Here is a 20,424-nt window from a genome sequence, read left to right on the forward strand (position 1 = left end):
GAGGGATTCAGTAGGCTTCGTGCAGACTCGTTTTCGAGTTGATCACAACCGAAACGAGAGGAACGCTTCGATGAAAACCACCCTGAACCGTATCGCATTCGCCACCTGCCTGGCCCTGGGCACCACCGCTGCGCAGGCCAACGACACCTTCATCGGTCTGACCTGGGGCCAGACCGACAACAACATTCAGAAGTCCAGCGCGCTGAACGCCAACCTGGGCAATCCCAAGCTGGACAAGGTCATCGACGACAAGAGCACCTGGGGTGTACGCGTCGGCCAGAAGACCGCCGATGGCCGTTACTACGCCACCTACGAAAACGTCTCCGACAGCCATAACGGTTACAAGCTGCGCCAGCAGAACCTGCTCGGCAGCTATGACATGTTCGTCCCGCTGGGCGACAACAACACCAAGTTGTTCGGCGGCGTGACCGCTGGCCTGGTCAAGCTGGAGCAGGAAAGCAGCGGCTTCTCCCGTGACAGCGATATCGGTTTTGCCGCCGGTTTGCAGGCCGGTATCCTGCAGGAACTGAACAACAATGCTTCGATCGAAGCCGGCTATCGTTACTTGCGTACCAATGCCAGCACTGAAATGGCGCCGCATGGGCAGCCCAAGGCCGGGTCGCTGGATCTGCACAGCAGTTCGCAGCTCTATCTCGGTGCCAATTTTGCCTTCTGAATGAGGCTTCGTTCACCAGGCCGGGCATCGCCCGGCCTTCGTTCACTGAAAAAGGGGGAGTCTCATGAAATTGTTGGTGGTGGAGGATGAGGCGCTGCTGCGTCACCATCTGTTCACTCGCCTCAGTGAAAACGGGCATGTGGTGGATGCCGTGCGCACCGCTGAAGAGGCGCTGTATCGAGCTGAGTCCTTCAATCACGACCTGGCTCTGGTCGACCTGGGTCTGCCGGGCATGAGCGGCATCGACCTGATCCGGCAGCTGCGCAGCCAAGACAAGAACTTTCCGATCCTCATCCTCACCGCCCGCGGCAATTGGCAGGACAAGGTCGAAGGCCTGTCCTGCGGTGCCGACGACTATCTGGTGAAACCCTTTCAGTTCGAGGAACTGGAGGCGCGCCTGAACGCCCTGCTGCGCCGTTCCTCGGGCTTTACCAAATCCACCATCGAGGCCGGCTCCCTGGTGCTCGATCTCAATCGCAAGCAGGCAACCGTCGACGAGCAGTCGCTGCAGCTGACTGCCTACGAGTACCGCATCCTCGAGTACCTCATGCTCCATCACCAGCAGGTGGTGCCGAAGGAACGCCTGATGGAGCAGCTGTACCCCGGCGATGACGAACGTGATCCCAACGTCATCGAAGTGCTGGTCGGGCGTCTGCGTCGCAAGCTGGAGGCGATGCTGGGCGGCAAGCCGATCGAAACCGTGCGTGGCCAGGGCTACATGTTCAACGAGCGCTGCAAGTGAGAAAAGCGCGGGTGATCGTGCGCAAGGTGCGCATCCGGCTGACCTCGCTGCGCCTGCGCCTGATGCTGGCCAGCGCTGCGCTGGCGATGCTGTTCATGCTGCTGCTGATGCCGGTGCTGCAAGGGGTCTTTCTCATGGCGCTGGAGGAAACGGTGGAAAAACGCCTGGCCTCCGATGCCGCCGCGCTTATCTCGGCCGCGCGAATCCAGGAAGGCCAGCTGCACATGCCGGACAAGATGCCGGACGAGGAATTCGACAACCTCGACTCGCATCTGCTGGGTTTCATCTTCGACCGCGAAGGCAGGCTGATCTGGCGTTCGCGCTCGTCCCTCGACGAACTGGTGAACTACAAGCCGCGCTACGACGGCCGCGGTCACGAGTTCGTGCGCATTCGCGACGAGAGCGGTCAGGAGTACTTCGTCTACGACATCGAGGTGGACCTGCTGCGCGGCAACGAAACCGCGCTGAGCATCGTCACCATGCAGCCGACCCGCGAATACCAGGGGCTGTTCGATGGCTTCGCCTGGCAGCTGCGCCTGTGGCTGGGGCTCGCGCTGCTGGTGCTGCTCGGCCTGCTGTGGTTCGGCCTGACCTGGGGCTTTCGCAGCCTGCGGGGGCTGAGCGACGAACTCGACGGCGTGGAGTCCGGCACCCGCCAGCGCCTGAGCGACGACCACCCGCGCGAACTGCTGCGCCTGACCAACTCGCTCAACCGCCTGCTCGACAGCGAGCGGCGCCAGCGCGAACGCTACCGCGACTCCCTCGAAGACCTCGCCCATAGCCTGAAAACCCCGCTCAGCGTATTGCAGGGCATCGGTGAAACCCTTTCCGTGCAGCCGGAGAATCGTGAACAGGCGCAACTGATGCAGGCCCAGATCGAGCGCATGAGCCAGCAGGTGGGCTACCAGCTGCAGCGCGCCAGCTTGCGCCGCAGCGGCCTGGTGCGTCACCGCGAGCGGGTCTGGCCGCTGCTCGATGGCTTGTGCCGCTCGCTGGACAAGGTCTACCGCGACAAGCGCGTCGAAGCGATGCTGGAGGTGCCCGAGCACAGCCAGATCAGCATGGAGCGCGGCGCCCTGATGGAGCTGCTCGGCAACCTGCTGGAGAATGCCTACCGCCTGTGTCTGCACCGCGTGCGGGTTAGCCTGCAGCCGCTGCCGGACGGCTGCCTGCTGACCATCGAGGATGACGGCCCCGGCGTACCCCATGACCAGCGCTCCCGCGTGCTGCAGCGTGGCGAACGGCTGGATGCGCAGAACCCCGGGCAGGGCATCGGCCTGGCGGTGGTGGAAGATATCGTCGAAAGCTACGAGGGCGAACTGAGCCTGGAAGACTCCGAACTGGGCGGCGCCTGCTTCAAGGTGCGCTTGTACGACTGACGGCGGCCGCTGGCGGAGCGCGCTCCGGCGGTATCACAACTGCGTCGCGAAGCGCTCCACCGCGCTGACGACGTGTTTGGCGCCATCCTGAATCTCGGCGATCACCTGGCCGGCCTGAGCGGACAGCTCCAGGCCCAGTTCGGCCTGGGTCCTGCCGCGGTCGATCAGCCCCACGGCGCGCTCGGCCAGTTGCTGATTCTGTCCGACCACCTGGGTGATTTCCTCCGTCGCCGCGCTGGTGCGTGAAGCCAGTTGGCGGACCTCATCGGCCACCACCGCAAACCCCCGACCCTGTTCGCCGGCGCGCGCCGCCTCGATGGCGGCATTGAGCGCCAGCAGATTGGTCTGGTCGGCGATGCTGCTGATGTTCTTGACGATGGAGCCGATGATCTGCGACTGCTTGTCCAGCGCTTCGATGCCCTGCGCCGCTTCCTGCATGCGGGCGGACAGCTCGCGCATGGCATCGAGCATCTGCTGCACCACCGAAGCGCCGTTCTTGGCGCTCTCATCCGTGCCTTTGGAGGTTTCGAAGGCGATGCCGGCCGCTTCGGCCACCGCGGTTTCGCGGTTGACCTGATCGGTGATCACCGTGGCGAACTTCACCACCTTGTAGAGTTTGCCCTGGGCGTCGGTAACCGGGTTGTAGGAGGCCTCCAGCCAGACCTCCCGACCATAGGCATCGACCCGCTTGAAGCGCCCGACGACGAATTCACCGCGGCGCAGCTGGTCCCAGAAACGTTGGTACTCCGGTGAGCCGGCCACGGAGGGATCGCAGAACATGCGGTGATGCTTGCCCTGAATCTGCGCCAGGCTGTACCCCATGGAGTCGAGAAACGGCTTGTTGGCAGTGAGAATCTCGCCGTTCAGGTTGAATTCGATGACGGCGGTGGAGCGCTGCAGCGCCTTGACCAGGTTCTCGTGCTCGCGTGAGGCCACGATGGTGCGTGTCAGGTCGCTGGCATAGATCGAGAAGAACTGCACCTGGCCCTGACTGTTGCGCACCGGCTGCAGGATCGAGCGCAGCCAGGCCTCCTCGCCATCGCCGCGTTTGAGGCGAATGACCCCGGCCAGGTGCTCGCCGCGTTCCAGGGCATGGCGAACCCGATGGTGGAAGTCGAGATTGCGCACCGGCTCCGGGATCAGCTCCAGCAGTGAGCGGCCACGAAGCTGCTCGCCGCGATAGTGCATTTCTTTCTCGAAGTTGGCGTTGACCGTGTCGATTCGACCCTGGGGGTCGAGGGTCAGGGCGATCATTTCGTCGTCGAGGCTGGCACGCACCTGGTTGAACAGCGACAGCTCTTCGCGCAGTGCCTGTACCTCCTGCTTCAGTCGGGTCGTGAACATCGTGGCAGGCCTTTGCCGGTTTGAACGGAATAGGTTGAGGTGTAGGGCAAAACCGAGCCGGTCGCCAGCACAAATGTTTCCGTATGTGGCAGAGCGAACTGCGGCCGTTATCCCGTTGCGTGTGTTACGCCCTGGCGCGGCCGTTCTGCTCGATCACCCGACGGCCTCGGGCGCACGGAAGGCCTTGCTGTAATAGCCGGACTGATCGAAACAGCAGACCCGCTTCTTCCCCTCGCCCAGCATGGCGCAGGCGTCGGCGATACGTTTGGCGCGGGTCTTGGACTGCCTGGCCGACTCGATCCAGTGAATCCAGTCCAGCCGCGCGATGGTCGTCGTGGCGTCCCAGGCGTCGCGTGCCTCGGGCGCGGCGGCCAATGCCTCGGTCAGATCCGCCGGCACGTCCGGCTCGGGCTCCTGCTCTAGCGGGGCGATCTCCAGCGTCACCAGATCGCCGATGGCCGCGCCAGTCGCCTGCAGCAGGTCGTTATCCACCCGTAGCCAGTGGCTCAGCTGGCCGTCCGGCTCGAGCCTGGCCTGGAACGGATGCCCGTTGATACGGCCGTCCACACTGGTTCTGCCGCGTCTCGGCAGTTTCTCGCTCGCCTCCCGGGGCAGTACCACGAACGCCCAGAACGCCTCGCCATCCGCCAGGCGAGGGCGTAGCAGGGTTGCCTGGAATCGAGAGGTTTCTTGTGCGTGCGGCATGGGAAAGGCCTAGCGATCGAGGTGCCATTTCGCAGGGCGTATTGGAGGAGGGTAGCAAAGAAGGGAGCTGCCCCGTTTCTGCACGAACCGTTTCTCAGCGGTGATTGGCAGGGCATAGGGGCCGCCTGAGTCTTAACCCTCCTGTGCCCGATACGCCCCAGGCGTCAGCCCGGTCCATTTCTTGAACGCACGGTGAAAGGCCGAGGGCTCGGAGAAGCCGAGCTGCTCGGCGATGTCGTGAATCGCCAGTTCGTCGCGGCCCAGGTGGTAAATGGCCAGATCGCGGCGCAGGTGGTCCTTGAGTTCCTGGAAGCTGGTGCCTTCTTCGCGCAGGTGGCGGCGCAGGGTCTGCGGGCTGGTGTGCAGCTGCTGGGCGACCTGTTCCAGATCGGGCCAGGTGCGGCAGTCTCGGCCGAGCAGGCGGCGGATCTGGCTGATCAGGCTGTCGCCACCATCGGGACGGGCCAGCAGGTCGGCGGGGGAGTGCTCGAGGAACTGCTTGAGCGTGCGCTCGTCCTGCAGCAGCGGCATGGCCAGGTAGCGCGCGTGGAACAGCAGGCTGGTGGCGCCGGCGCAGAAGCGCCGCGTGCAGGGGAACAGCAGTTCGTACTCGGCGCTGTGCTGCGGTTCGGGGTAGGCGAAGGTGGCTTCTTCCAGGCGGATGCGCTGGCCGATCAGCCAGCTGCCGAGGCGGTGCCAGATCACCAGCAGGCTTTCCACCAGAAAGTGGTCCGGGTCCCATAGCGTGCTGTCATCCACGCTCAGTCGCGCCCAGTCGCCTTCGCGCTTCAGGCGGATGCTCGGTGCATCGGGGAACAGGCCGTAGAACAGCGCGCCGCGGCTCAGCGCCTTCTCCAGGCTGCGGCAGTGGATGATGGCGTGGCCCATCATGGCGAAGGTGCCGCGTTTGCTCGGCTGGCGACCGAAACCCAGATATTCGTCGTCCAGTGCTTCCCATAGCAGCTGCACCAGGCGGGCGAACTGCTCGGGGGCGATGCGCGCACGCGGCTCGATGAGCACCGCTGGCTGGATGCCCGCCTGGCGCAATATGGGTTCGCAGGCCAGGCCCTGACGCTGGGCGCCGCGCAGCGCGGCGCGGACGAAGTGGCTGGCGATGGTGCGTTCGCGCATGCATGGGCTTCCATGGTCGGGGTCGCCGATGGTAGGCAGCGGCCGCAGCGCAGAGCAAGCCGGCCGAGCGATTGGGTCAATCCAGGCTGAGCGCATGGGTCATTGAGGGGGCAGGGGGTGCCACTTAACCTCGGTTGCAGAATAAATCAGCGGAGGAACCGCCCCATGCAACGCAACCATTTCGACACCGAGCACAATCTGTTCCGCGACGCTTTCGCGGCCTTTCTGGACAAGGAGGTGGTGCCGCATCAGGAGGAGTGGGAGGCGGCGGGTGTGGTCGATCGCAGCGTGTGGGCCAAGGCTGGCGAGATGGGGTTTCTGCTGCCCTGGGCGGACGAGGAGTACGGCGGCGCCGGGCTCAAGGATTTTCGCTACGAGCAGATCATGTGCGAGGAGCTGGCGCGGATCAACGAGCCGGGCTTCATGATTCCCCTGCACTCGGCGCTGTGCGGGCCCTATATCGCCGAGTACGGTAGTGCGGAGCAGAAGACGCGCTGGCTGCCCGGCATCATCCGTGGCGAGACCATTCTCGCCGTGGCCATGACCGAGCCGTCGGCCGGTTCCGACCTGGCCGGCATGCGCACCACGGCGGTGGACAAGGGCGACCACTGGCTGCTCAACGGCTCCAAGGTGTTCATCTCCAACGGCTACCTGGCCGATCTGGTGATCGTCGCGGCCAAGACCGATCCGGCCAACAAGCACGCCATGGGCCTGTTTCTGGTCGAGCGCGGCATGGCGGGTTTCGAGCGTGGCAAGAAACTGAAGAAGCTCGGCATGCACAGCCAGGACACCGCCGAGCTGTTCTTCAACGACGTCAAGGTGCCCAAGGAGAACCTCCTGGGCGACGCCAAGGGCGGCTTCTTCTACCTGATGAACATGCTCGCCCAGGAGCGCCTGACCAATGCCTGCGGCGCGGTGGCCGGTGCCGAGGCGGCCCTGCAGACCACCATCGACTATGTCAGGGAGCGCCAGGCCTTCGGTCGCCCGGTGGCGCACTTTCAGAATACCCGCTTCAAGCTGGCCGAGATGCGCACGCAGATCGACGTGGCGCAGGTCTTCACCGACCGCTGCGTGCTGGATCACAACCAGAAGAAGCTCACCCCGGAAGTCGCCGCAGAGGCCAAACTGTTCACCACCGAACTGCTGTGCAAGGTGGTCGATGAGGGCGTGCAGCTGCATGGCGGCTGGGGCTACATGTGGGAGTACCCGATCTGCAAGATGTACGCGAACGCGCGTATCCAGCGCATCTTCGCCGGCACCTCGGAAATCATGAAGGAGATCATCAGCCGCGGCATGAAGCTGTAAGCGCATGGGGCAGGTACAACCTGCCTTGAGCCGCATGGCGCCATCGTCAAGGCGCTCGCACTAGTGTGTAGGTGAACCGCAAGGACAAGAAGGTAACCTCCCATGACCCTGCAACTGCCTCTGCAACGTTTCAACCACTGGCTGGACCGGCAGCCCGATGCAGTCTGGCTGCGCCAGCCGGTGGCGGGCGTCTGGCACGACTTCACCTGGCGTCAGGTCGACGAGCAGGCCCGTCGTCTGGCCAGTGCGCTGCTGGCGTTGGGCTGCGTGCCCGGCGAGCGGGTCGCGCTGCTGGCGAAGAACTGCGCCGAATGGTTCATCAGCGACCTGGCCATCCAGCATGCCGGGCTGGTCAGCGTGCCGCTGTATCCGCTGCAGGCTCCCGAGCAGATCGCCTATGTGCTGGAACATGCCGGCTGCAAGCTGATTCTGGTGGGCAAGCTGGACGAGCCGGACAAGCTGGCAGGGGGAATCGCGGCGCATATCCCCCGCATCGCCATGCCATACCCGACCATGCCTGCCGAGCACCAGTGGCACGCGCTGCTGGCCGCTCACGAGCCGCTGCAGGGCACCCGCTCGCAGCGCGGCGAAGATCTGCTGTCGATCCTCTATACCTCCGGCACCACCGGGCAACCCAAGGGCGTGATGCTCTCGGCCCATGCCATGGCCTTCTCCGCGGCGAACGCCACGGCAGAGATGCGCATGACGCCGCAGGATCAGTTCTTCTCCTATCTGCCGCTATCGCATGCCGCCGAGCGTTTTCTGGTGGAGTTCAACAGCCTCTACTGCGGAGCGCCGGTGGCCTTCGTCGAGTCGCTGGAGACCTTCGCCAGCGATCTGCGCCAGGTGCGGCCCACCGTGTTCTTCTCCGTGCCGCGGCTGTGGACGCGCTTTCAGCAGGGCGTGCTGGAGAAACTGCCGGCGCAACGGCTCGAGCGCCTCCTGCGCATCCCGGTGCTCGGTCGCCTGGTGGCGCGCAAGGTGCGGGCCGGGCTGGGGCTGGATCGCGCGCGCATTCTGGTCTCCGGCGCGGCGGCGATTTCCACCGGGCTGCTGGAGTGGTATCGACGTCTGGGCATGACCCTCTGCGAGGGCTACGGCATGACCGAGCATTTCGCCTACGGCTGTTTCAACCGTCCGGGGCAGGTGCGCTTCGGCACCGTGGGCCGGCCGATGCCGCACCTGCAGCTACGCATCGATGACAGCGGCGAGATTCTGCTGCGCAGCGAGACGCTGATGCAGGGCTATTACCGCGAGCCGGAAAAGACCGCCGAAACGCTCAAGGATGGCTGGCTGCACACCGGCGATCGCGGTCAGCTGGACGAGGCGGGCTATCTGCGCATCACCGGACGGGTCAAGGACATCTTCAAGACCAGCAAGGGCAAGTACGTGGCGCCGGCGCCCATCGAGGGCGAGATCGCCAAGAACCACTGGGTCGAGCAGGTATGCCTGATGGGCAGCAATCTGGATCAGCCGCTGGCGCTGATCGAACTGTCACCCGCGGCCCGCCAGCAACCCCGGGAAGCCGTGAGCGAGGCGCTGCAGCAACATCTGCAGGCACTCAACCAGCGCCTGGCGGTGCATGAGCGCATCAGTCACTTCATCCTGGTGCGCGAGGCCTGGACGGTGGACAACGGCTGCATGACGCCGACCATGAAGATTCGTCGCAACGTTCTCGAGGCGCACTATGCCGAGGCCATTGCCAGCCTGTCGGCGAGCGACGCCATCGTCTGGGAGCGTTGACCCTTGGCCCTGATGGATTACCGGATTGCATCCGGGCTACGCCGGGGTTTCACCTTTCTACTTCCTCGCCCCGCTTTTGGGGAGAGGGTTGGGCAGAGGGGCTGCGGCCTCCCGCCCGATACCACATCATCTGATCGGGAGTCGCCATGACCGGCCCACTGTCTTCGCTGAAAGTACTCGATTTCTCCACCCTGCTGCCCGGGCCGTTCGCCTCGCTGCTGCTGGCCGACATGGGCGCCGAGGTGCTGCGTGTGGAATCGCCCACGCGCATGGACCTGGTACGCGTGCTGCCACCGCACGACGGCAGCACCTCCACCAGCCACGCCTATCTCAATCGCAACAAGCGCAGCATTGCCCTGGATCTCAAGCGCCCCGAGGCGGTGGAGGTGGTGAAGAAGCTGGTGGCCGAGTACGACATCGTGCTGGAGCAGTTCCGCCCCGGGGTGATGGACAAGCTGGGCGTCGGCTACGAGGCGCTCAAGGCGATCAACCCGCGGCTGATCTACGTGTCGATCACCGGCTACGGCCAGACCGGGCCGTACCGGGATCGCGCCGGGCATGACATCAACTACCTGGCACTGGCTGGCATCGCCAGCTACACCGGCCGTCGCGACAGCGGCCCGCTGCCGCTGGGCGTGCAGCTGGCAGATATCGCCGGCGGTTCCCTGCATGGAGTGATCGGCCTGCTCGCCGCGGTGGTGCAGCGCCAGGTCACTGGCCAAGGCCAGCAGGTGGACGTGAGCATGACCGACTGCGCCTTCAGCCTGCACGGTATGGCCGGCGCCGGCTATCTCGGTGCCGGCGTGGAGCCGGAGATGGAGAATCAGGCGCTCAATGGCGGCAGCTTCTACGACTATTACCGCACCCGTGACGGTCGCTGGTTCTCGGTGGGCAGCCTGGAGCCGCAGTTCATGCAGCCGTTCTGCCAGGCGCTGGGGCGGCCCGAACTGGCGGCGCGCGGCCTGTCGCCGAAGCCGGAAGATCAGCGAGCGCTCAAGCGCGAGATCGAAATCGAGTTCGAGAAGCGCGATTTCGCCGACTGGCGCGAGCGTTTCGCTGCCCTGGACGCCTGCGTCGAGCCCATGCTGCCGCTGTCCGAGGCGCTCGAACACCCGCAGATCAAGGCGCGTGCTCTGGTCGCCGAGGTGCCGCGCGAGGGTTTGCCGGCGCAGCCGCAACTGGCCTGCCCGCTGAAGTTCTCGCACGGGCTGCCGGCACCCCGGCATGTCGGGGCGGCGTTGGGCGCTCATACCGCGCAGGTGCTGGCCGAGCTGGGCTATGACGCCGAACAGATCGCGACATTGCGCGCGGCCGGAGCGCTTGGCTGATCGGGCAGTCACTGGCGCCACGCAGTCTCAGGCGTTAGCCTGCAGGGCCAAATGACTGGTGCAAGGATCGCCCGATGCTGGAAGCCCTGTTTTCGTTGCTGGTAGCGCTGCTGGAACTGCTGGCCGGCGCCCTGACCGCCCTGATCAATCTGCTGACCGGCGCGGCGGCAGGTGCCGGTGCGGCGCTGGGGCTCGGTGAGGCGCTGTTGTTGCTGGCAGTGGTGCTGATCGAACTGCTGCTCTGGCTGGTGCTGACGTTGTTCGAATGGGTGCGGGCACTGCTGAGTCGGCGCCGGCCGCGTGCCGTGCCCAGACCTCGCCTGTGGCGCCCGAGGCCGCGTCCGGCGCAGGTCTTGAAGGGCAAACAAGACGCGGCGGGGGACTGAGCCATGCGCCACTTTGCATTGCTACTTCTAGGTCTCTGCATGGCGATCAGCGCCGCTGAGTCCGAGGATCCCTGTCAGCAAGGCAGCGCCATGGCTGCCAACCTCTGTCACGGGCCCGCGTGGCAGGCGGCGGAAGACGAGCTGCAGCGCAGCTATGACCGTCTGCTGAGCCATTTCAAGGAATACGAGCCGGAGCTGGTGGTGGAGCTGCGCGACGCCCAGCGGAGCTGGATTCGCCAGCGTGAGCAGAGCTGCAGCCTGTATGCGCGCAGCCGCGTGCAGGGTTCACCCTGGACCGGTTTCTGGGCTGCGCAGTGCATGGCCGAGCAGGCGCGAGCCCGCGCGGCCTGGTTGAAGTCGATGCTGGAGGATGAATTCTGAGCGCTGCCTCGCTCGCAGCCTGCGACGTAGGGTGCGCCATGCGCACCAGGGGGCCAGGCGGCCTTGACGGTAACAGCCGGTGCGCGCGGCGCACCCTACGGCCGTGCCGGGATACTCAGGGCTATTCCACCCGCTGCTGACCGGTGAACTGCAGCGTTACCTTGCAGCGGCGGCAGTAGTAGCGTTGGCCCTTGGCCACCTTCGCGTGGCGTTGGGCCGAGAAGGGGAATTCGCCCTCGGGGCAACTGCAGCGGTAGATGAAGCGGCTGACCTTGCGTCGCTGCACTTCATAGTTGTGACAGCGCTGCGGCGCCAGCTCGTAGACGCCGCGCATGATCAGTTGCCACTCCTCGCCATGCGGCTGGATGCGCGGGCCAAACAGCTGATGGGCGACCATGTGCGCCACTTCGTGGGGCACCGTCTGGCGCAGGAAGTCCTCGCGGTTTTCCCGATACAGCTGCAGGTTGAAGCGCAGCTTGTTTTCCGTCAGGTGGGCGACGCCGGCCTTCTGTCCGCGCAGCTTGAAACTCACTTCCGGGCGAGCAAAGCGTTGCTTGAAGAAGGCTTCGGCCAGCTGGTAGCAGGCCTCGACACGGGCGTGGAGCTGTTCGGGCATGGCGCACTGCGGTGAAGGGCGGACGCGCGATTATGCCGCAAGCAGCCCGCCTGCGCAGGTATCACTCGTCTCCTGGCGGCTGCATGCGCTCCTGCTGCGTGCCGCGGCTCTGGTCCTGATCGACCGTTCGCTGGTAGTCCGGCTGGAGCGTGTAGGACCAGAACAGGATCATGCTGACCAGGATGGTGACCAGCACCAGCAGCGCCACACCCGCCATGGAGGAGGCATAGAGAAAGCTCTGCTGGTTATCGATGCGCATGAAGCGCGGCAGCCCCACATAGAGCAGGAAGCTGGCGTGAGCGCAGGCGCCCAGCAGCACCAGGATGGCCAGCCAACGCGTCGGGTACAGCGCAGCGAGACCGGCAATGAAGAAGGGTGTGCAGGTGTAGGCGATGAAGCCGATGCACTGGTTGAAGGTCGGCCTGGCCTCGAAGGTTCGCGACATGTAGCGCAGGACGTAACCCATGATGACCACGCCGATCAGGATCGTCAGGTACAGCAGCGCACTCAGTTGCAGTGCGCTGACCAAATCCAGACGAACCCGCTCCCGGTCCACCAGGCTCCAGCCGACCCAGTGGGTGCCGATGAACAGGCACAGCGCCGGAAGCAGGCTGAACAGCAGCAGATAGGGCAGGTAGTTCGCGCTGTTGCGCTCCTCGTCCTGGCGAATGGCCGTCCAGGCCCGGTCTGGGCGTGTGAGAAGGGTATAAAGGTTCGCATACATGGGAACACCGCCTGCTGACTGCCTATAAATTTTCGGGCAGTCATTCGGCCGGTAGGTTCAATGCAAATCTTCAATCAGCGAGCCGCCATGAAAAAGGCCGCCCGAAGGCGGCCTTGAGGTTCAGCGAGTCGAACGAGGCTCAGCTGGTGTAAACGGGGCCGATGCCAAGCCCCCAGAGAATCACCGAGCTGGCGATCATCGCCACCAGCACCACCAGGCCTACCGCCAGCACCGAGCTGGAGAACATGAACCCTTCGTCCTCGGGAATGTTCATGAAGGTCGGTATGCCGACGTAAAGCAGGTAAACCGTGTAGCAGATGGCTACCGTGCCGACCACCATGCCCAGCCACAAGTGCGGGTAGAGGGCTGCCAGGCCGCCGATGAACAGCGGGGTAGCGGTATAGGCTGCGAACACGACGCACTGGGTGAAGGTGGGATTGGCGTCATAGGTGCGCGCCATCCAGTGGATGAAGGCGCCCATCACCGCCACACCGGCGAGCATCGCCAGATAGGACATGATGGTCATCACCATCGCACTGCCTTCGGTAAGCATCACGGGTGCTCGGTCACCGATGGCCCAACCAACCTGGGTCGTGCCGATATAGGCCGAAACGGCGGGGATAGCCGCGAGAATCAGCACATGGGTCAGGTACATGTGGCTGATGGTTTCTTCCTCGCCACGGATTTCTTGCCATTCTTGGTCGGGATGGGTGAAGAGCCCCCAAACGTGGTGGATCATGCCAGACACCTCCTCTTTTTATGACGATCGCCCCCCAGCGGACGCCCGGCGCGCATGTACAGCGCCACCGGGTGCCAGGCCGAACCTATGCGACCGTATGTCGCAGTATAGGCAGCGGCTGGAGGGCGCGTGATGTCTGGCTTTAGAGCAAATCGCTCTCTGCAGATCAGTTGTAATAGCGCTCTAGAATTTCCATCGCCTTGTTGATCGACTGCAGCCGCTCTGTGCTGCCGCCTCGGTCGGGATGGTGCTGGCTGACCAGTTGTCGGTAGCGGTGCTTGATACGTGCCAGGTCCAGTGGCGCCTGCTCGTCGAGTTCGAACAGGCCCAGGGCCGCCTGCTTCTCCTCGCCGCCCTGCATGCGGGTCCAGAAGCTGGCCAGCAGGCGCTCGACATCGCGCTCGTCGGTGTCGCGCAGGTTGTCCATGTCCAGGTAGTAGTCGCGCAGCCCGTCGCGCTCGCTGAGCGCTGCGCTGCCGGTCTGGTACGGCAGCAGCTGGATGCACAGCGGGCTGATCTGCAGCAGGTGGCTGCCGTCCTGCCAGAGCCGCTCACGCAGCCGGTACAGGGCGTTGAACAGCAGGAAGTGGGTGCGAAACAGCACCAGCTTGTCGGTCAGCGGCAGGTTGGGGATATGGCCGCTATGGCGCTGTTTGAGCTGCTGGATCAGCTGGTACTCGGCCACCCCCTCGGGCGCGGCCAGAAGCAGCTCCAGCACCTGGTCGCAGAGGTCGGCGGCGGGGTCTAGGTCGTCATTCATCGGCCGAGCCTAGCATTTCGCCGCCGGTGGGGTAGGGCGAGGGCGGCTTTCTGCGTAAAATGTCGCGCTTTCGTTCCCACCCCTCGGATCTCGACGCACCATGGGCACCCTTTCGGTCAACCAGAACAAACTGCAGAAGCGCATTCGCCGCCTGGCCGGCGAAGCCATCACCGACTTCAACATGATCGAGGATGGCGACAAGGTGATGGTCTGCCTGTCCGGCGGCAAGGACAGCTACACCATGCTCGACGTGCTGCTGTACCTGCAGAAGGTGGCGCCGATCAAGTTCGAGATCGTCGCGGTGAACATGGACCAGAAGCAGCCCGGCTTCCCCGAGCACGTGCTGCCGGCTTACCTGGAGTCCATCGGCGTTGCGTACCACATCATCGAGAAGGACACCTACTCGGTGGTCAAGGAGAAGATTCCCGAGGGCAAGACCACCTGCTCGCTGTGCTCGCGCCTGCGTCGCGGCACCCTGTATACCTACGCCGACGAGATCGGCGCGACCAAGATGGCGCTGGGTCACCACCGTGACGACATCCTGGAAACCTTCTTCCTCAACATGTTCTACGGCGGCACGCTCAAGGCCATGCCGCCCAAGCTGCTGTCGGACGATGGCCGCAACGTGGTGATCCGCCCGCTGGCCTACTGCGCCGAGGCCGACATCGAGGCCTACAGCCAGCTCAAGGAATTCCCCATCATCCCGTGCAACCTGTGCGGTTCGCAGGAGAATCTGCAGCGCCAGGTGGTCAAGGAGATGCTGCAGGAGTGGGAGCGCAAGAGCCCGGGCCGCGTCGAGATCATGTTCCGCGCCCTGCAGAACGTGCACCCCTCGCAACTGGCCGACCGCAACCTGTTCGATTTCAAGAGCCTGAAGATCGACGACAGCGCCACGCCGCGCTTTCTCGATGTGATGAGTCTGTAACCAACCGCCTGCTTGCCAGGCCGCAAAGGCCTGGAGTATGGTTCGGCCATTGTTTGGAGAATTGCATGTCCGTCAGCCTCAACCTCCTGTCCTCGCTGCAAGCCGGTGCCACGCGCGCCGCGCTGGTGCGTGCGCAGTCGGTCGCGGCCGCGGCGTATTACTTCTTTGGGTATTGGTTTAGCCGCAGGCGCGCCTGATACCCCACAGGCGGCCTGAGACAGCAGGGTCGCCACCAGAGACGTTTTCCAGAAAACCCCCGGTCGGCAACCCGACCGGGGGTTTTGTTTTTTCCGGCCGAAAACGGCCATAGATCGAGGACTTGCAGATGAACCGTTATTACCGCAACTACCGCTACGACTGGCGATTTAGCGGCGTCACCACCGCCCTGACACCTTTGCAACGAACACTCAGTTAGCGCCGCCGCGGTATCGACCGCGCCGGCCAAGGAATCGCCAGATCATGAACGCATCCGTCTCCGCTCACCTCGCTTGCCCCGTTACCCCCATCGCCCGCCGTAGCGCCCAGCCGCTGCCCAGCCCCGCCGTACTGCGCCAGCGCCTGCCATTGCCCGGCGCACTTGCCGAACGCATCGCCGCCGACCGCAAGGCCATCCGCGCCGTGCTCAATGGTCGCGATTCGCGCCTGCTGGTGGTGGTCGGCCCTTGCTCCCTGCATGACCGCACCAGCGCCCTCGAATACGCCGAACGCCTGGCCGAACTGGCGCCGCAGGTCGATGACCAACTGCTGCTGGTGATGCGTGCTTACGTGGAGAAGCCGCGCACCACCGTGGGCTGGAAGGGGCTGTTGTACGACCCGCATCTGGATGGCAGCGGCGATATGGCCGAAGGGCTGCGCCTGTCGCGCCAGCTGATGCTGGACATCCTCGACCGTGGCCTGCCGCTGGCCAGCGAGCTGCTGCAACCCATGGCTGCCGGCTACTTCGATGATCTGCTCGGTTGGGCGGCGATTGGTGCACGTACCAGCGAGTCGCAGGTGCACCGCGAGATGGTCAGCGGTCTGGATCTGCCGGTCGGCTTCAAGAACGGCACCGACGGCAGCGTCGGCATCGCCTGTGACGCCATGCGTTCGGCTGCGCACCCGCACCAGCATTTCGGCATCGACGACCTCGGCCATCCGGCGCTGCTGCAAACCGTCGGCAACCCGGATACCCACCTGGTACTGCGCGGCGGTCATGGCGCGCCGAACCACGATGCCGCCAGCGTCGCGGCCGCGCGCGAGGCGCTGCAGCGTCAGGGCATCGCACCGCGGATCATGGTCGACTGCAGCCACGCCAACAGCGGCAAGGACCCGCTGCGCCAGCCAGCGGTGCTGGAGAGCGTGATCGAGCAGCGCCTGGCCGGCGACGCCAGCCTGCGCGGGGTGATGCTGGAGAGTCACCTGTTCGACGGGTGCCAGGCACTCTCCGGCGAATTGCGCTATGGCGTGTCGATCACCGATGGTTGCCTAGGCTGGAGTGGCACCGAAGCAGCATTGCGTCAGGCCGCCGAGCGTTTGCGCGGGTAGGGCGGGTGCAACGGGCCAGCCCGAGGTCGGGGGGCACCCGCCCTTGTTCTTTACAGGACTTGCGGCGTTCGGCGTTCTGCATGCAGGCTTCGTCATCCGATTCATGAAGGATTCGATTCATGCGTGATTACAAGTGGCTGCACGAGTTCTGCCTCAACCGCTTCGGCTCGGCCAAGGCTCTGGAGGCCATGCTGCCGCAGCCGCGCAGCGATGCCGAACTGCGCGCGCTCTCCGATGACCGCTACCTGTCGCTGATGAGCCTGCGCATCTTTCGCGCCGGCCTCAAGCACAGCCTGGTGGACGCCAAGTGGCCGGCCTTCGAGGAAGTGTTCTTCGGCTTCGACCCGGAGAAGGTGGTGCTGATGGGCGCCGAGCGCCTGGAGAATTTGATGCAGGATGCGCGGCTGATCCGTCACCTGGGCAAGTTCAAGAGCGTGCCGCGCAATGCCCAGTTCATCCTCGACGTGCGCCGCGAGAGGGGCAGCTTTGGCGCACTGATCGCCGACTGGCCGGCCAGCGACATCGTCGGTCTGTGGAAGTACCTGGCCAAGCACGGCAACCAGCTGGGCGGGCTGTCGGCGCCGCGTTTTCTGCGCATGGTGGGCAAGGATACCTTCGTTCCCACCGACGACATGGTCGCCGCGCTCAAGGCGCAGGACGTCATCGACAAGGCGCCCACCAGTCAGAAGGACCTGGCCGAGGTGCAGGCGGCTTTCAATCAGTGGCAGGCCGAGAGCGGCCGGCCGCTGTGCCAGCTATCGGTGATGCTGGCGCACACGGTCAATCATTGAGCGCTTCCAGCCATTCCCTGGGCACGTCACGCTTCATCGCCAGCTGGCACTGCTGGCTGTCCGGATCGAAGACGATCACCGCCTCGCCCTTGTCCAGGGCGCGGCGCACGCGTTGTACGCGGGTTTCCAGCGGGGTCTCGTCGCCGTTGTCGGTGCCGTCGCGGGTGACGAAGTCTTCGATCAGGGCGGTGAGGGTGTCGGCTTGCAGCAGGTGGGCGGGAATCAGCACGGCAACGGGGCTCCAGTAAACGGCGCCTATGATAGAGCCAGTCGCGGGCATGCCGCGACAGCTCGTCGTCCTCAGGCGCTGTGCAGCTTGAGAAAGCGCTCCAGGGTGCTGTAGAGCAGCTTGCTGTCCAGCGGCTTGCCGAGGAAGTCGTCCATGCCGGCTTCCATGCCGTGCTGACGGTGTTCGTCGAGGATATGCGCGGTCAGGGCGATGATGGGCACGGCACCGAGTTGCTGGCTGTGTTCCAGGCGGCGGATCTGCCGGGTGGCTTCGAAACCGTCCATCACCGGCATTTCGCAATCCATCAGGATCAGCTGAACGGCGGCGGGGTCGCGACTGTATTCGTCCACCGCGGCCTGGCCGTCGGTCACCAGGCGCACGCTGTAGCCGCGTTTCTTCAGGAAGCCCTGCACCACCAGCTGATTAACCGGGTTGTCTTCGGCGACGAGGATGCAGGGGGCGTCGCCCTTGTCGCTGCGTACTTCTCTTACCAAGTGATGTACCTGTGCTCTGGGTTCTTCGTACAGCCCGGTCAGGGCCTGGCGCAGGGCGTTGATCGCCAGCGGCTGGGCCAGGTGCTGCAGGCGCAGGCCCTTGCTCTCGGGCAGTTGCTGACAGGCCTCGGGCGGGCACACCAGCAGCACGCGCTGCTGCAGTTGCAGCATCGGGCGCAGCGACTCGAGCCAGTGGTTGACGCTGCCGGGCCAGGGCGCCATCAGTACCAGCAATGGCGGCGCGGTGAAATCCTCCAGGTAGTCCTGCAGACGTTCGGGCGTCTGGCAGCGTTCGGTGCGCATGCCCCAGCGGCCCAGCAGGCGACTCAGGGCGTCCAGGCCCAGGCCGTCGAGCGAGGCGAGCAGGGCCGTGCGTCCGGCGAGCAGGCGGGCAAGGTCGTCGGGCGCTTCAGGCGCTTCGAGCAGGGGGATGTCGAAGGCGAAGCGGGTGCCCTGGCCCGGGGTGCTCTGCACCTCGATACGGCCGCCCATCATCTCCACCAGCTCCTTGCTGATGGCCAGGCCCAGACCGCTGCCGCCGTAGCGACGGGTGGTGCTGGAGTCGCCCTGGGCGAAGGATTCGAACAGCTTGGCCAGGGCCTGCTCGCTGATGCCGATGCCGCTGTCGCTGACGGCGAACACCAGGTGCGGCTGGCCATGGCTGTCGCTGCGGCGGCTGACGCTGACCGCCACATGGCCCTCGGCGGTGAACTTCAAGGCATTGCTGAGCAGGTTCATCAGCACCTGCTTGAGCCGCGTCGGGTCACCCTGGATGCGCCGCGGCACACCGCCCTCGAGGCTGACGTAGAGGCGCAGGCGCTTGTCCAGCGCCTGGCCGGTGAACAGGCTGAGGGTCTCGGAGATCATGTCCTCGAGATCGAACTCGATCTGTTCCAGGCTGAGCTTGCCGGACTCGATGCGGGCGTAGTCGAGGATGTCGTTGATCACCGCCATCAGCGAGCTGCCGGAGCTGGAGATGGTGTCGACGTAGAAGCGCTGGCTGCGGTCCAGCGGCGTTTCGCGCAGCAGCTGCAGCATGCCCAGCACGCCGTTGAGCGGGGTGCGGATCTCGTGGCTCATCTTGGCCAGGAAGCGGCTTTTGGCCTGGCTTTCGAACGCCGCCTGTTCGGCCGCGCGGCGCGACTGGAAACCCTCTTCCTTGAGCAGGTTGATGCGGTCGGCCAGGCCGATGGACAGGGTGATCAGCTCGATGGTCACGCCGATCTTCACCGCCGTGGCGCCGAACACGCCGAAGACCTCCAGGCCCAGCGAGCCGGTGGTGGCCTGGATGAAGGCGAACAGCATGATTGCCCAGGCCAGGGTGTAGTAGGAGCCGTAGCGCACGCCACGGCGCCAGACGTAGAGGCCGGTGAGCAGCAGGGCCAGGGAAACCAGGGAGACGGTGACGCTGGCCAGGATGTTCCAGGCGGTCAGGCCGATCAGCGGTACCGAAACGAGAATGCCGGCGCAGGCCAGCATCAGCAGGCGCAGGCCGGTGTCCAGGCGCGGAAAGTACTGGCGCGCGTGCAGGAAGTGGCGGCTGAACTGGATGGCGGTGAGGCAGTGCAGGTACATCAGGATGTAGATGCTCACCGACTGGAAGGCCACATGCTCGGGCAGCAGCTTGAACAGCATGCCGTCGAAGCAGGCGGCCAGCAGACCGACGTTGAGGTTGTAGGTCAGGTACCAGAAATAGGCGGCTTCGCGAAGCGACAGGTAGAGGAACAGGTTGTAGCAGAACATGGCGAACAGCACGCCATAGAACGCGCCGTTGAAGCCCATGAGGTTTTCCTGGGCGGCGGCACTGGCGCCGTAGGTACTGAAGAACAGCGGCACGAATACCGTGCTGGTGGTCTCCACCCGCACCAGCAGGGTGCTGACGCCCGGCTGCAGTTGCAGCGGGAACCAGAAATTGCGCACCTGCACCGGGCGCTGGGAGAAGGCATAGCGGTCGCCGCTCTCCTGCTCCAGGCGGCTGCCATCGGGAGTGAGGAGATATACCTGCAGATGGTCGAGCAGCGGGTAGTTGATTTCCAGGTAGCCGCCCAGTTCGTGCTGCAAGCCGTTGACCATGCGTACCTTGAACCACCAGACCGAGGCGTTCTTGCCCAGGTTGGCGTGTTCGCCCTCCAGGCGCACGAAGGCTTCGTCGTCCAGCGCCTGCACCTGCTCGACGCTCAGGCTGCCGTCGCGGTCTTCGTAATAGCCGGTATAGGGGCCCAGCGCGAGGCGCAGATCGTCGCTATCGAGCGGCGCAGGCATCAGCGCCCAGCTTGGCGAGGCAAGCCAGAACAGCAGCAAAGCCAGACATAGACGAGGCATCCGTGAACCTCAATGAGTCACAAAAAATGGCCCGCTTGGCTGCCCCAGGTAGCGCAGGCCATACCAGCGCAGACGGCGTTCTGGCGCGCAAGCCCCCGCAGGGATGAAGCGGCGGAACATTAAAAAGGGGAGCTGGCGCTCCCCCTGGCATCTTTTCTCACTTTGCCCTTATGCGCGCGG

The 20,424-nt window shown here is 64.8% G+C and carries 21 protein-coding genes; 12 read left to right on the plus strand and 9 right to left on the minus strand.

Translation table 11 applies throughout. From position 1 onward, the window contains the following. Positions 1-70: 70 nt before the first annotated feature. The 3 genes from L1F06_RS07760 to L1F06_RS07770 all read left to right on the plus strand — a co-directional run bounded on the left by L1F06_RS07760 (position 71) and on the right by L1F06_RS07770 (position 2,797). Positions 71-676, plus strand: coding sequence for an outer membrane beta-barrel protein (locus tag L1F06_RS07760; RefSeq protein ID WP_012019137.1), 606 nt, complete (start codon positions 71-73; stop codon positions 674-676). A gap of 64 nt (positions 677-740) precedes the next feature. Then, on the plus strand, positions 741-1,418 hold the full coding sequence (locus tag L1F06_RS07765) for a response regulator transcription factor (RefSeq protein ID WP_003244339.1): 678 nt from the start codon (positions 741-743) through the stop codon (positions 1,416-1,418). Beyond that, complete coding sequence (locus L1F06_RS07770; RefSeq protein WP_096826939.1) at positions 1,415-2,797, plus strand: ATP-binding protein; 1,383 nt, start codon at positions 1,415-1,417, stop codon at positions 2,795-2,797. The genes L1F06_RS07765 and L1F06_RS07770 overlap by 4 nt, the downstream gene beginning before the upstream one ends. Before the next feature lie 33 nt (positions 2,798-2,830). On the opposite strand, the gene L1F06_RS24925 is transcribed toward L1F06_RS07770, so the two are convergent. The 3 genes from L1F06_RS24925 to L1F06_RS07790 form a co-directional block, all read right to left on the minus strand. Then, positions 2,831-4,141: a methyl-accepting chemotaxis protein gene (locus L1F06_RS24925; protein ID WP_129483138.1), complete on the minus strand. Its 1,311-nt coding sequence runs from the start codon at positions 4,139-4,141 to the stop codon at positions 2,831-2,833. Positions 4,142-4,294: 153 nt separating this feature from the next. Beyond that, complete coding sequence (locus L1F06_RS07785; RefSeq protein ID WP_129483137.1) at positions 4,295-4,846, minus strand: YdeI/OmpD-associated family protein; 552 nt, start codon at positions 4,844-4,846, stop codon at positions 4,295-4,297. A gap of 132 nt (positions 4,847-4,978) precedes the next feature. Continuing rightward, positions 4,979-5,977, minus strand: a complete 999-nt coding sequence (locus L1F06_RS07790; RefSeq protein ID WP_129483136.1) for an AraC family transcriptional regulator — start codon at positions 5,975-5,977, stop codon at positions 4,979-4,981. A gap of 165 nt (positions 5,978-6,142) precedes the next feature. On the opposite strand from L1F06_RS07790, the gene L1F06_RS07795 reads away from it, so the two are divergent. The 5 genes from L1F06_RS07795 to L1F06_RS07815 all read left to right on the plus strand — a co-directional run bounded on the left by L1F06_RS07795 (position 6,143) and on the right by L1F06_RS07815 (position 11,120). After that, entirely contained in the window at positions 6,143-7,282 is a 1,140-nt protein-coding gene (locus tag L1F06_RS07795; protein WP_129483135.1) for an acyl-CoA dehydrogenase family protein, read from the plus strand. Positions 7,283-7,384: 102 nt separating this feature from the next. Continuing rightward, the gene (locus L1F06_RS07800) at positions 7,385-9,025 is read left to right on the plus strand and encodes an AMP-binding protein (protein ID WP_129483134.1); all 1,641 of its coding nucleotides are present in this window, start codon (positions 7,385-7,387) and stop codon (positions 9,023-9,025) included. 146 nt (positions 9,026-9,171) lie between these two features. Next, positions 9,172-10,353 (plus strand): CaiB/BaiF CoA transferase family protein, encoded by a 1,182-nt coding sequence (locus L1F06_RS07805; RefSeq protein ID WP_129483133.1) that lies wholly within the window; start codon positions 9,172-9,174, stop codon positions 10,351-10,353. Positions 10,354-10,427: 74 nt separating this feature from the next. Next, complete coding sequence (locus L1F06_RS07810; RefSeq protein ID WP_129483132.1) at positions 10,428-10,739, plus strand: hypothetical protein; 312 nt, start codon at positions 10,428-10,430, stop codon at positions 10,737-10,739. A gap of 39 nt (positions 10,740-10,778) precedes the next feature. After that, entirely contained in the window at positions 10,779-11,120 is a 342-nt protein-coding gene (locus tag L1F06_RS07815) for a lysozyme inhibitor LprI family protein (protein ID WP_252576747.1), read from the plus strand. 121 nt (positions 11,121-11,241) lie between these two features. Here the strand turns inward: L1F06_RS07815 and L1F06_RS07820 are convergent, their stop codons facing one another. The 4 genes from L1F06_RS07820 to L1F06_RS07835 all read right to left on the minus strand — a co-directional run bounded on the left by L1F06_RS07820 (position 11,242) and on the right by L1F06_RS07835 (position 13,959). Continuing rightward, on the minus strand, positions 11,242-11,736 hold the full coding sequence (locus L1F06_RS07820) for a SprT family zinc-dependent metalloprotease (protein WP_012019126.1): 495 nt from the start codon (positions 11,734-11,736) through the stop codon (positions 11,242-11,244). Between the two features lie 61 nt (positions 11,737-11,797). Next, a complete protein-coding gene (locus L1F06_RS07825; RefSeq protein WP_003244358.1) occupies positions 11,798-12,460 on the minus strand; it encodes a Yip1 family protein in 663 nt (220 codons plus the stop codon). A 139-nt stretch (positions 12,461-12,599) separates the two neighbouring features. Beyond that, the gene (locus L1F06_RS07830) at positions 12,600-13,199 is read right to left on the minus strand and encodes a Yip1 family protein (RefSeq protein WP_003244360.1); all 600 of its coding nucleotides are present in this window, start codon (positions 13,197-13,199) and stop codon (positions 12,600-12,602) included. A 166-nt stretch (positions 13,200-13,365) separates the two neighbouring features. After that, positions 13,366-13,959: a DNA-J related domain-containing protein gene (locus L1F06_RS07835; RefSeq protein ID WP_129483130.1), complete on the minus strand. Its 594-nt coding sequence runs from the start codon at positions 13,957-13,959 to the stop codon at positions 13,366-13,368. A gap of 100 nt (positions 13,960-14,059) precedes the next feature. Between L1F06_RS07835 and ttcA the strand changes: the two genes are divergently transcribed. The 4 genes from ttcA to L1F06_RS07850 all read left to right on the plus strand — a co-directional run bounded on the left by ttcA (position 14,060) and on the right by L1F06_RS07850 (position 17,199). Continuing rightward, the gene (ttcA, locus tag L1F06_RS07840) at positions 14,060-14,884 is read left to right on the plus strand and encodes a tRNA 2-thiocytidine(32) synthetase TtcA (protein WP_003244364.1); all 825 of its coding nucleotides are present in this window, start codon (positions 14,060-14,062) and stop codon (positions 14,882-14,884) included. 65 nt (positions 14,885-14,949) lie between these two features. Next, positions 14,950-15,081 carry a hypothetical protein gene (locus L1F06_RS24930; RefSeq protein WP_289781959.1) on the plus strand — a complete coding sequence of 44 codons (132 nt, stop codon included), beginning with the start codon at positions 14,950-14,952 and terminating at the stop codon, positions 15,079-15,081. 262 nt (positions 15,082-15,343) lie between these two features. Further along, positions 15,344-16,408: a 3-deoxy-7-phosphoheptulonate synthase gene (locus L1F06_RS07845; RefSeq protein ID WP_129483129.1), complete on the plus strand. Its 1,065-nt coding sequence runs from the start codon at positions 15,344-15,346 to the stop codon at positions 16,406-16,408. A gap of 119 nt (positions 16,409-16,527) precedes the next feature. Then, the gene (locus L1F06_RS07850) at positions 16,528-17,199 is read left to right on the plus strand and encodes a DNA-3-methyladenine glycosylase I (protein ID WP_129483128.1); all 672 of its coding nucleotides are present in this window, start codon (positions 16,528-16,530) and stop codon (positions 17,197-17,199) included. Here L1F06_RS07850 and L1F06_RS07855 read toward each other — a convergent pair. Then, positions 17,189-17,428, minus strand: a complete 240-nt coding sequence (locus tag L1F06_RS07855; RefSeq protein WP_003244369.1) for a YheU family protein — start codon at positions 17,426-17,428, stop codon at positions 17,189-17,191. The two genes, L1F06_RS07850 and L1F06_RS07855, sit on opposite strands and share 11 nt — an antisense overlap. Positions 17,429-17,499: 71 nt before the next feature. After that, the gene (locus tag L1F06_RS07860; protein WP_129483127.1) at positions 17,500-20,244 is read right to left on the minus strand and encodes a hybrid sensor histidine kinase/response regulator; all 2,745 of its coding nucleotides are present in this window, start codon (positions 20,242-20,244) and stop codon (positions 17,500-17,502) included. Positions 20,245-20,424 lie beyond the last annotated feature (180 nt).

Origin of the sequence: Pseudomonas hydrolytica, assembly GCF_021495345.1 — a bacterium.
GTDB classification, from domain to species: Bacteria; Pseudomonadota; Gammaproteobacteria; order Pseudomonadales; family Pseudomonadaceae; genus Aquipseudomonas; species Aquipseudomonas hydrolytica.

Coding starts and splice junctions, on each gene's coding strand:
- L1F06_RS07760 (WP_012019137.1), top strand. CDS start 71: ATGAAAACCACCCTGAACCGTATCGCATTCGCCACCTGCCTGGCCCTG.
- L1F06_RS07765 (WP_003244339.1), top strand. CDS start 741: ATGAAATTGTTGGTGGTGGAGGATGAGGCGCTGCTGCGTCACCATCTG.
- L1F06_RS24925 (WP_129483138.1), bottom strand. CDS start 4,141: ATGTTCACGACCCGACTGAAGCAGGAGGTACAGGCACTGCGCGAAGAG.
- L1F06_RS07785 (WP_129483137.1), bottom strand. CDS start 4,846: ATGCCGCACGCACAAGAAACCTCTCGATTCCAGGCAACCCTGCTACGC.
- L1F06_RS07790 (WP_129483136.1), bottom strand. CDS start 5,977: ATGCGCGAACGCACCATCGCCAGCCACTTCGTCCGCGCCGCGCTGCGC.
- L1F06_RS07795 (WP_129483135.1), top strand. CDS start 6,143: ATGCAACGCAACCATTTCGACACCGAGCACAATCTGTTCCGCGACGCT.
- L1F06_RS07800 (WP_129483134.1), top strand. CDS start 7,385: ATGACCCTGCAACTGCCTCTGCAACGTTTCAACCACTGGCTGGACCGG.
- L1F06_RS07805 (WP_129483133.1), top strand. CDS start 9,172: ATGACCGGCCCACTGTCTTCGCTGAAAGTACTCGATTTCTCCACCCTG.
- L1F06_RS07810 (WP_129483132.1), top strand. CDS start 10,428: ATGCTGGAAGCCCTGTTTTCGTTGCTGGTAGCGCTGCTGGAACTGCTG.
- L1F06_RS07815 (WP_252576747.1), top strand. CDS start 10,779: ATGGCGATCAGCGCCGCTGAGTCCGAGGATCCCTGTCAGCAAGGCAGC.
- L1F06_RS07820 (WP_012019126.1), bottom strand. CDS start 11,736: ATGCCCGAACAGCTCCACGCCCGTGTCGAGGCCTGCTACCAGCTGGCC.
- L1F06_RS07825 (WP_003244358.1), bottom strand. CDS start 12,460: ATGTATGCGAACCTTTATACCCTTCTCACACGCCCAGACCGGGCCTGG.
- L1F06_RS07830 (WP_003244360.1), bottom strand. CDS start 13,199: ATGATCCACCACGTTTGGGGGCTCTTCACCCATCCCGACCAAGAATGG.
- L1F06_RS07835 (WP_129483130.1), bottom strand. CDS start 13,959: ATGAATGACGACCTAGACCCCGCCGCCGACCTCTGCGACCAGGTGCTG.
- ttcA (WP_003244364.1), top strand. CDS start 14,060: ATGGGCACCCTTTCGGTCAACCAGAACAAACTGCAGAAGCGCATTCGC.
- L1F06_RS24930 (WP_289781959.1), top strand. CDS start 14,950: ATGTCCGTCAGCCTCAACCTCCTGTCCTCGCTGCAAGCCGGTGCCACG.
- L1F06_RS07845 (WP_129483129.1), top strand. CDS start 15,344: ATGAACGCATCCGTCTCCGCTCACCTCGCTTGCCCCGTTACCCCCATC.
- L1F06_RS07850 (WP_129483128.1), top strand. CDS start 16,528: ATGCGTGATTACAAGTGGCTGCACGAGTTCTGCCTCAACCGCTTCGGC.
- L1F06_RS07860 (WP_129483127.1), bottom strand. CDS start 20,244: ATGCCTCGTCTATGTCTGGCTTTGCTGCTGTTCTGGCTTGCCTCGCCA.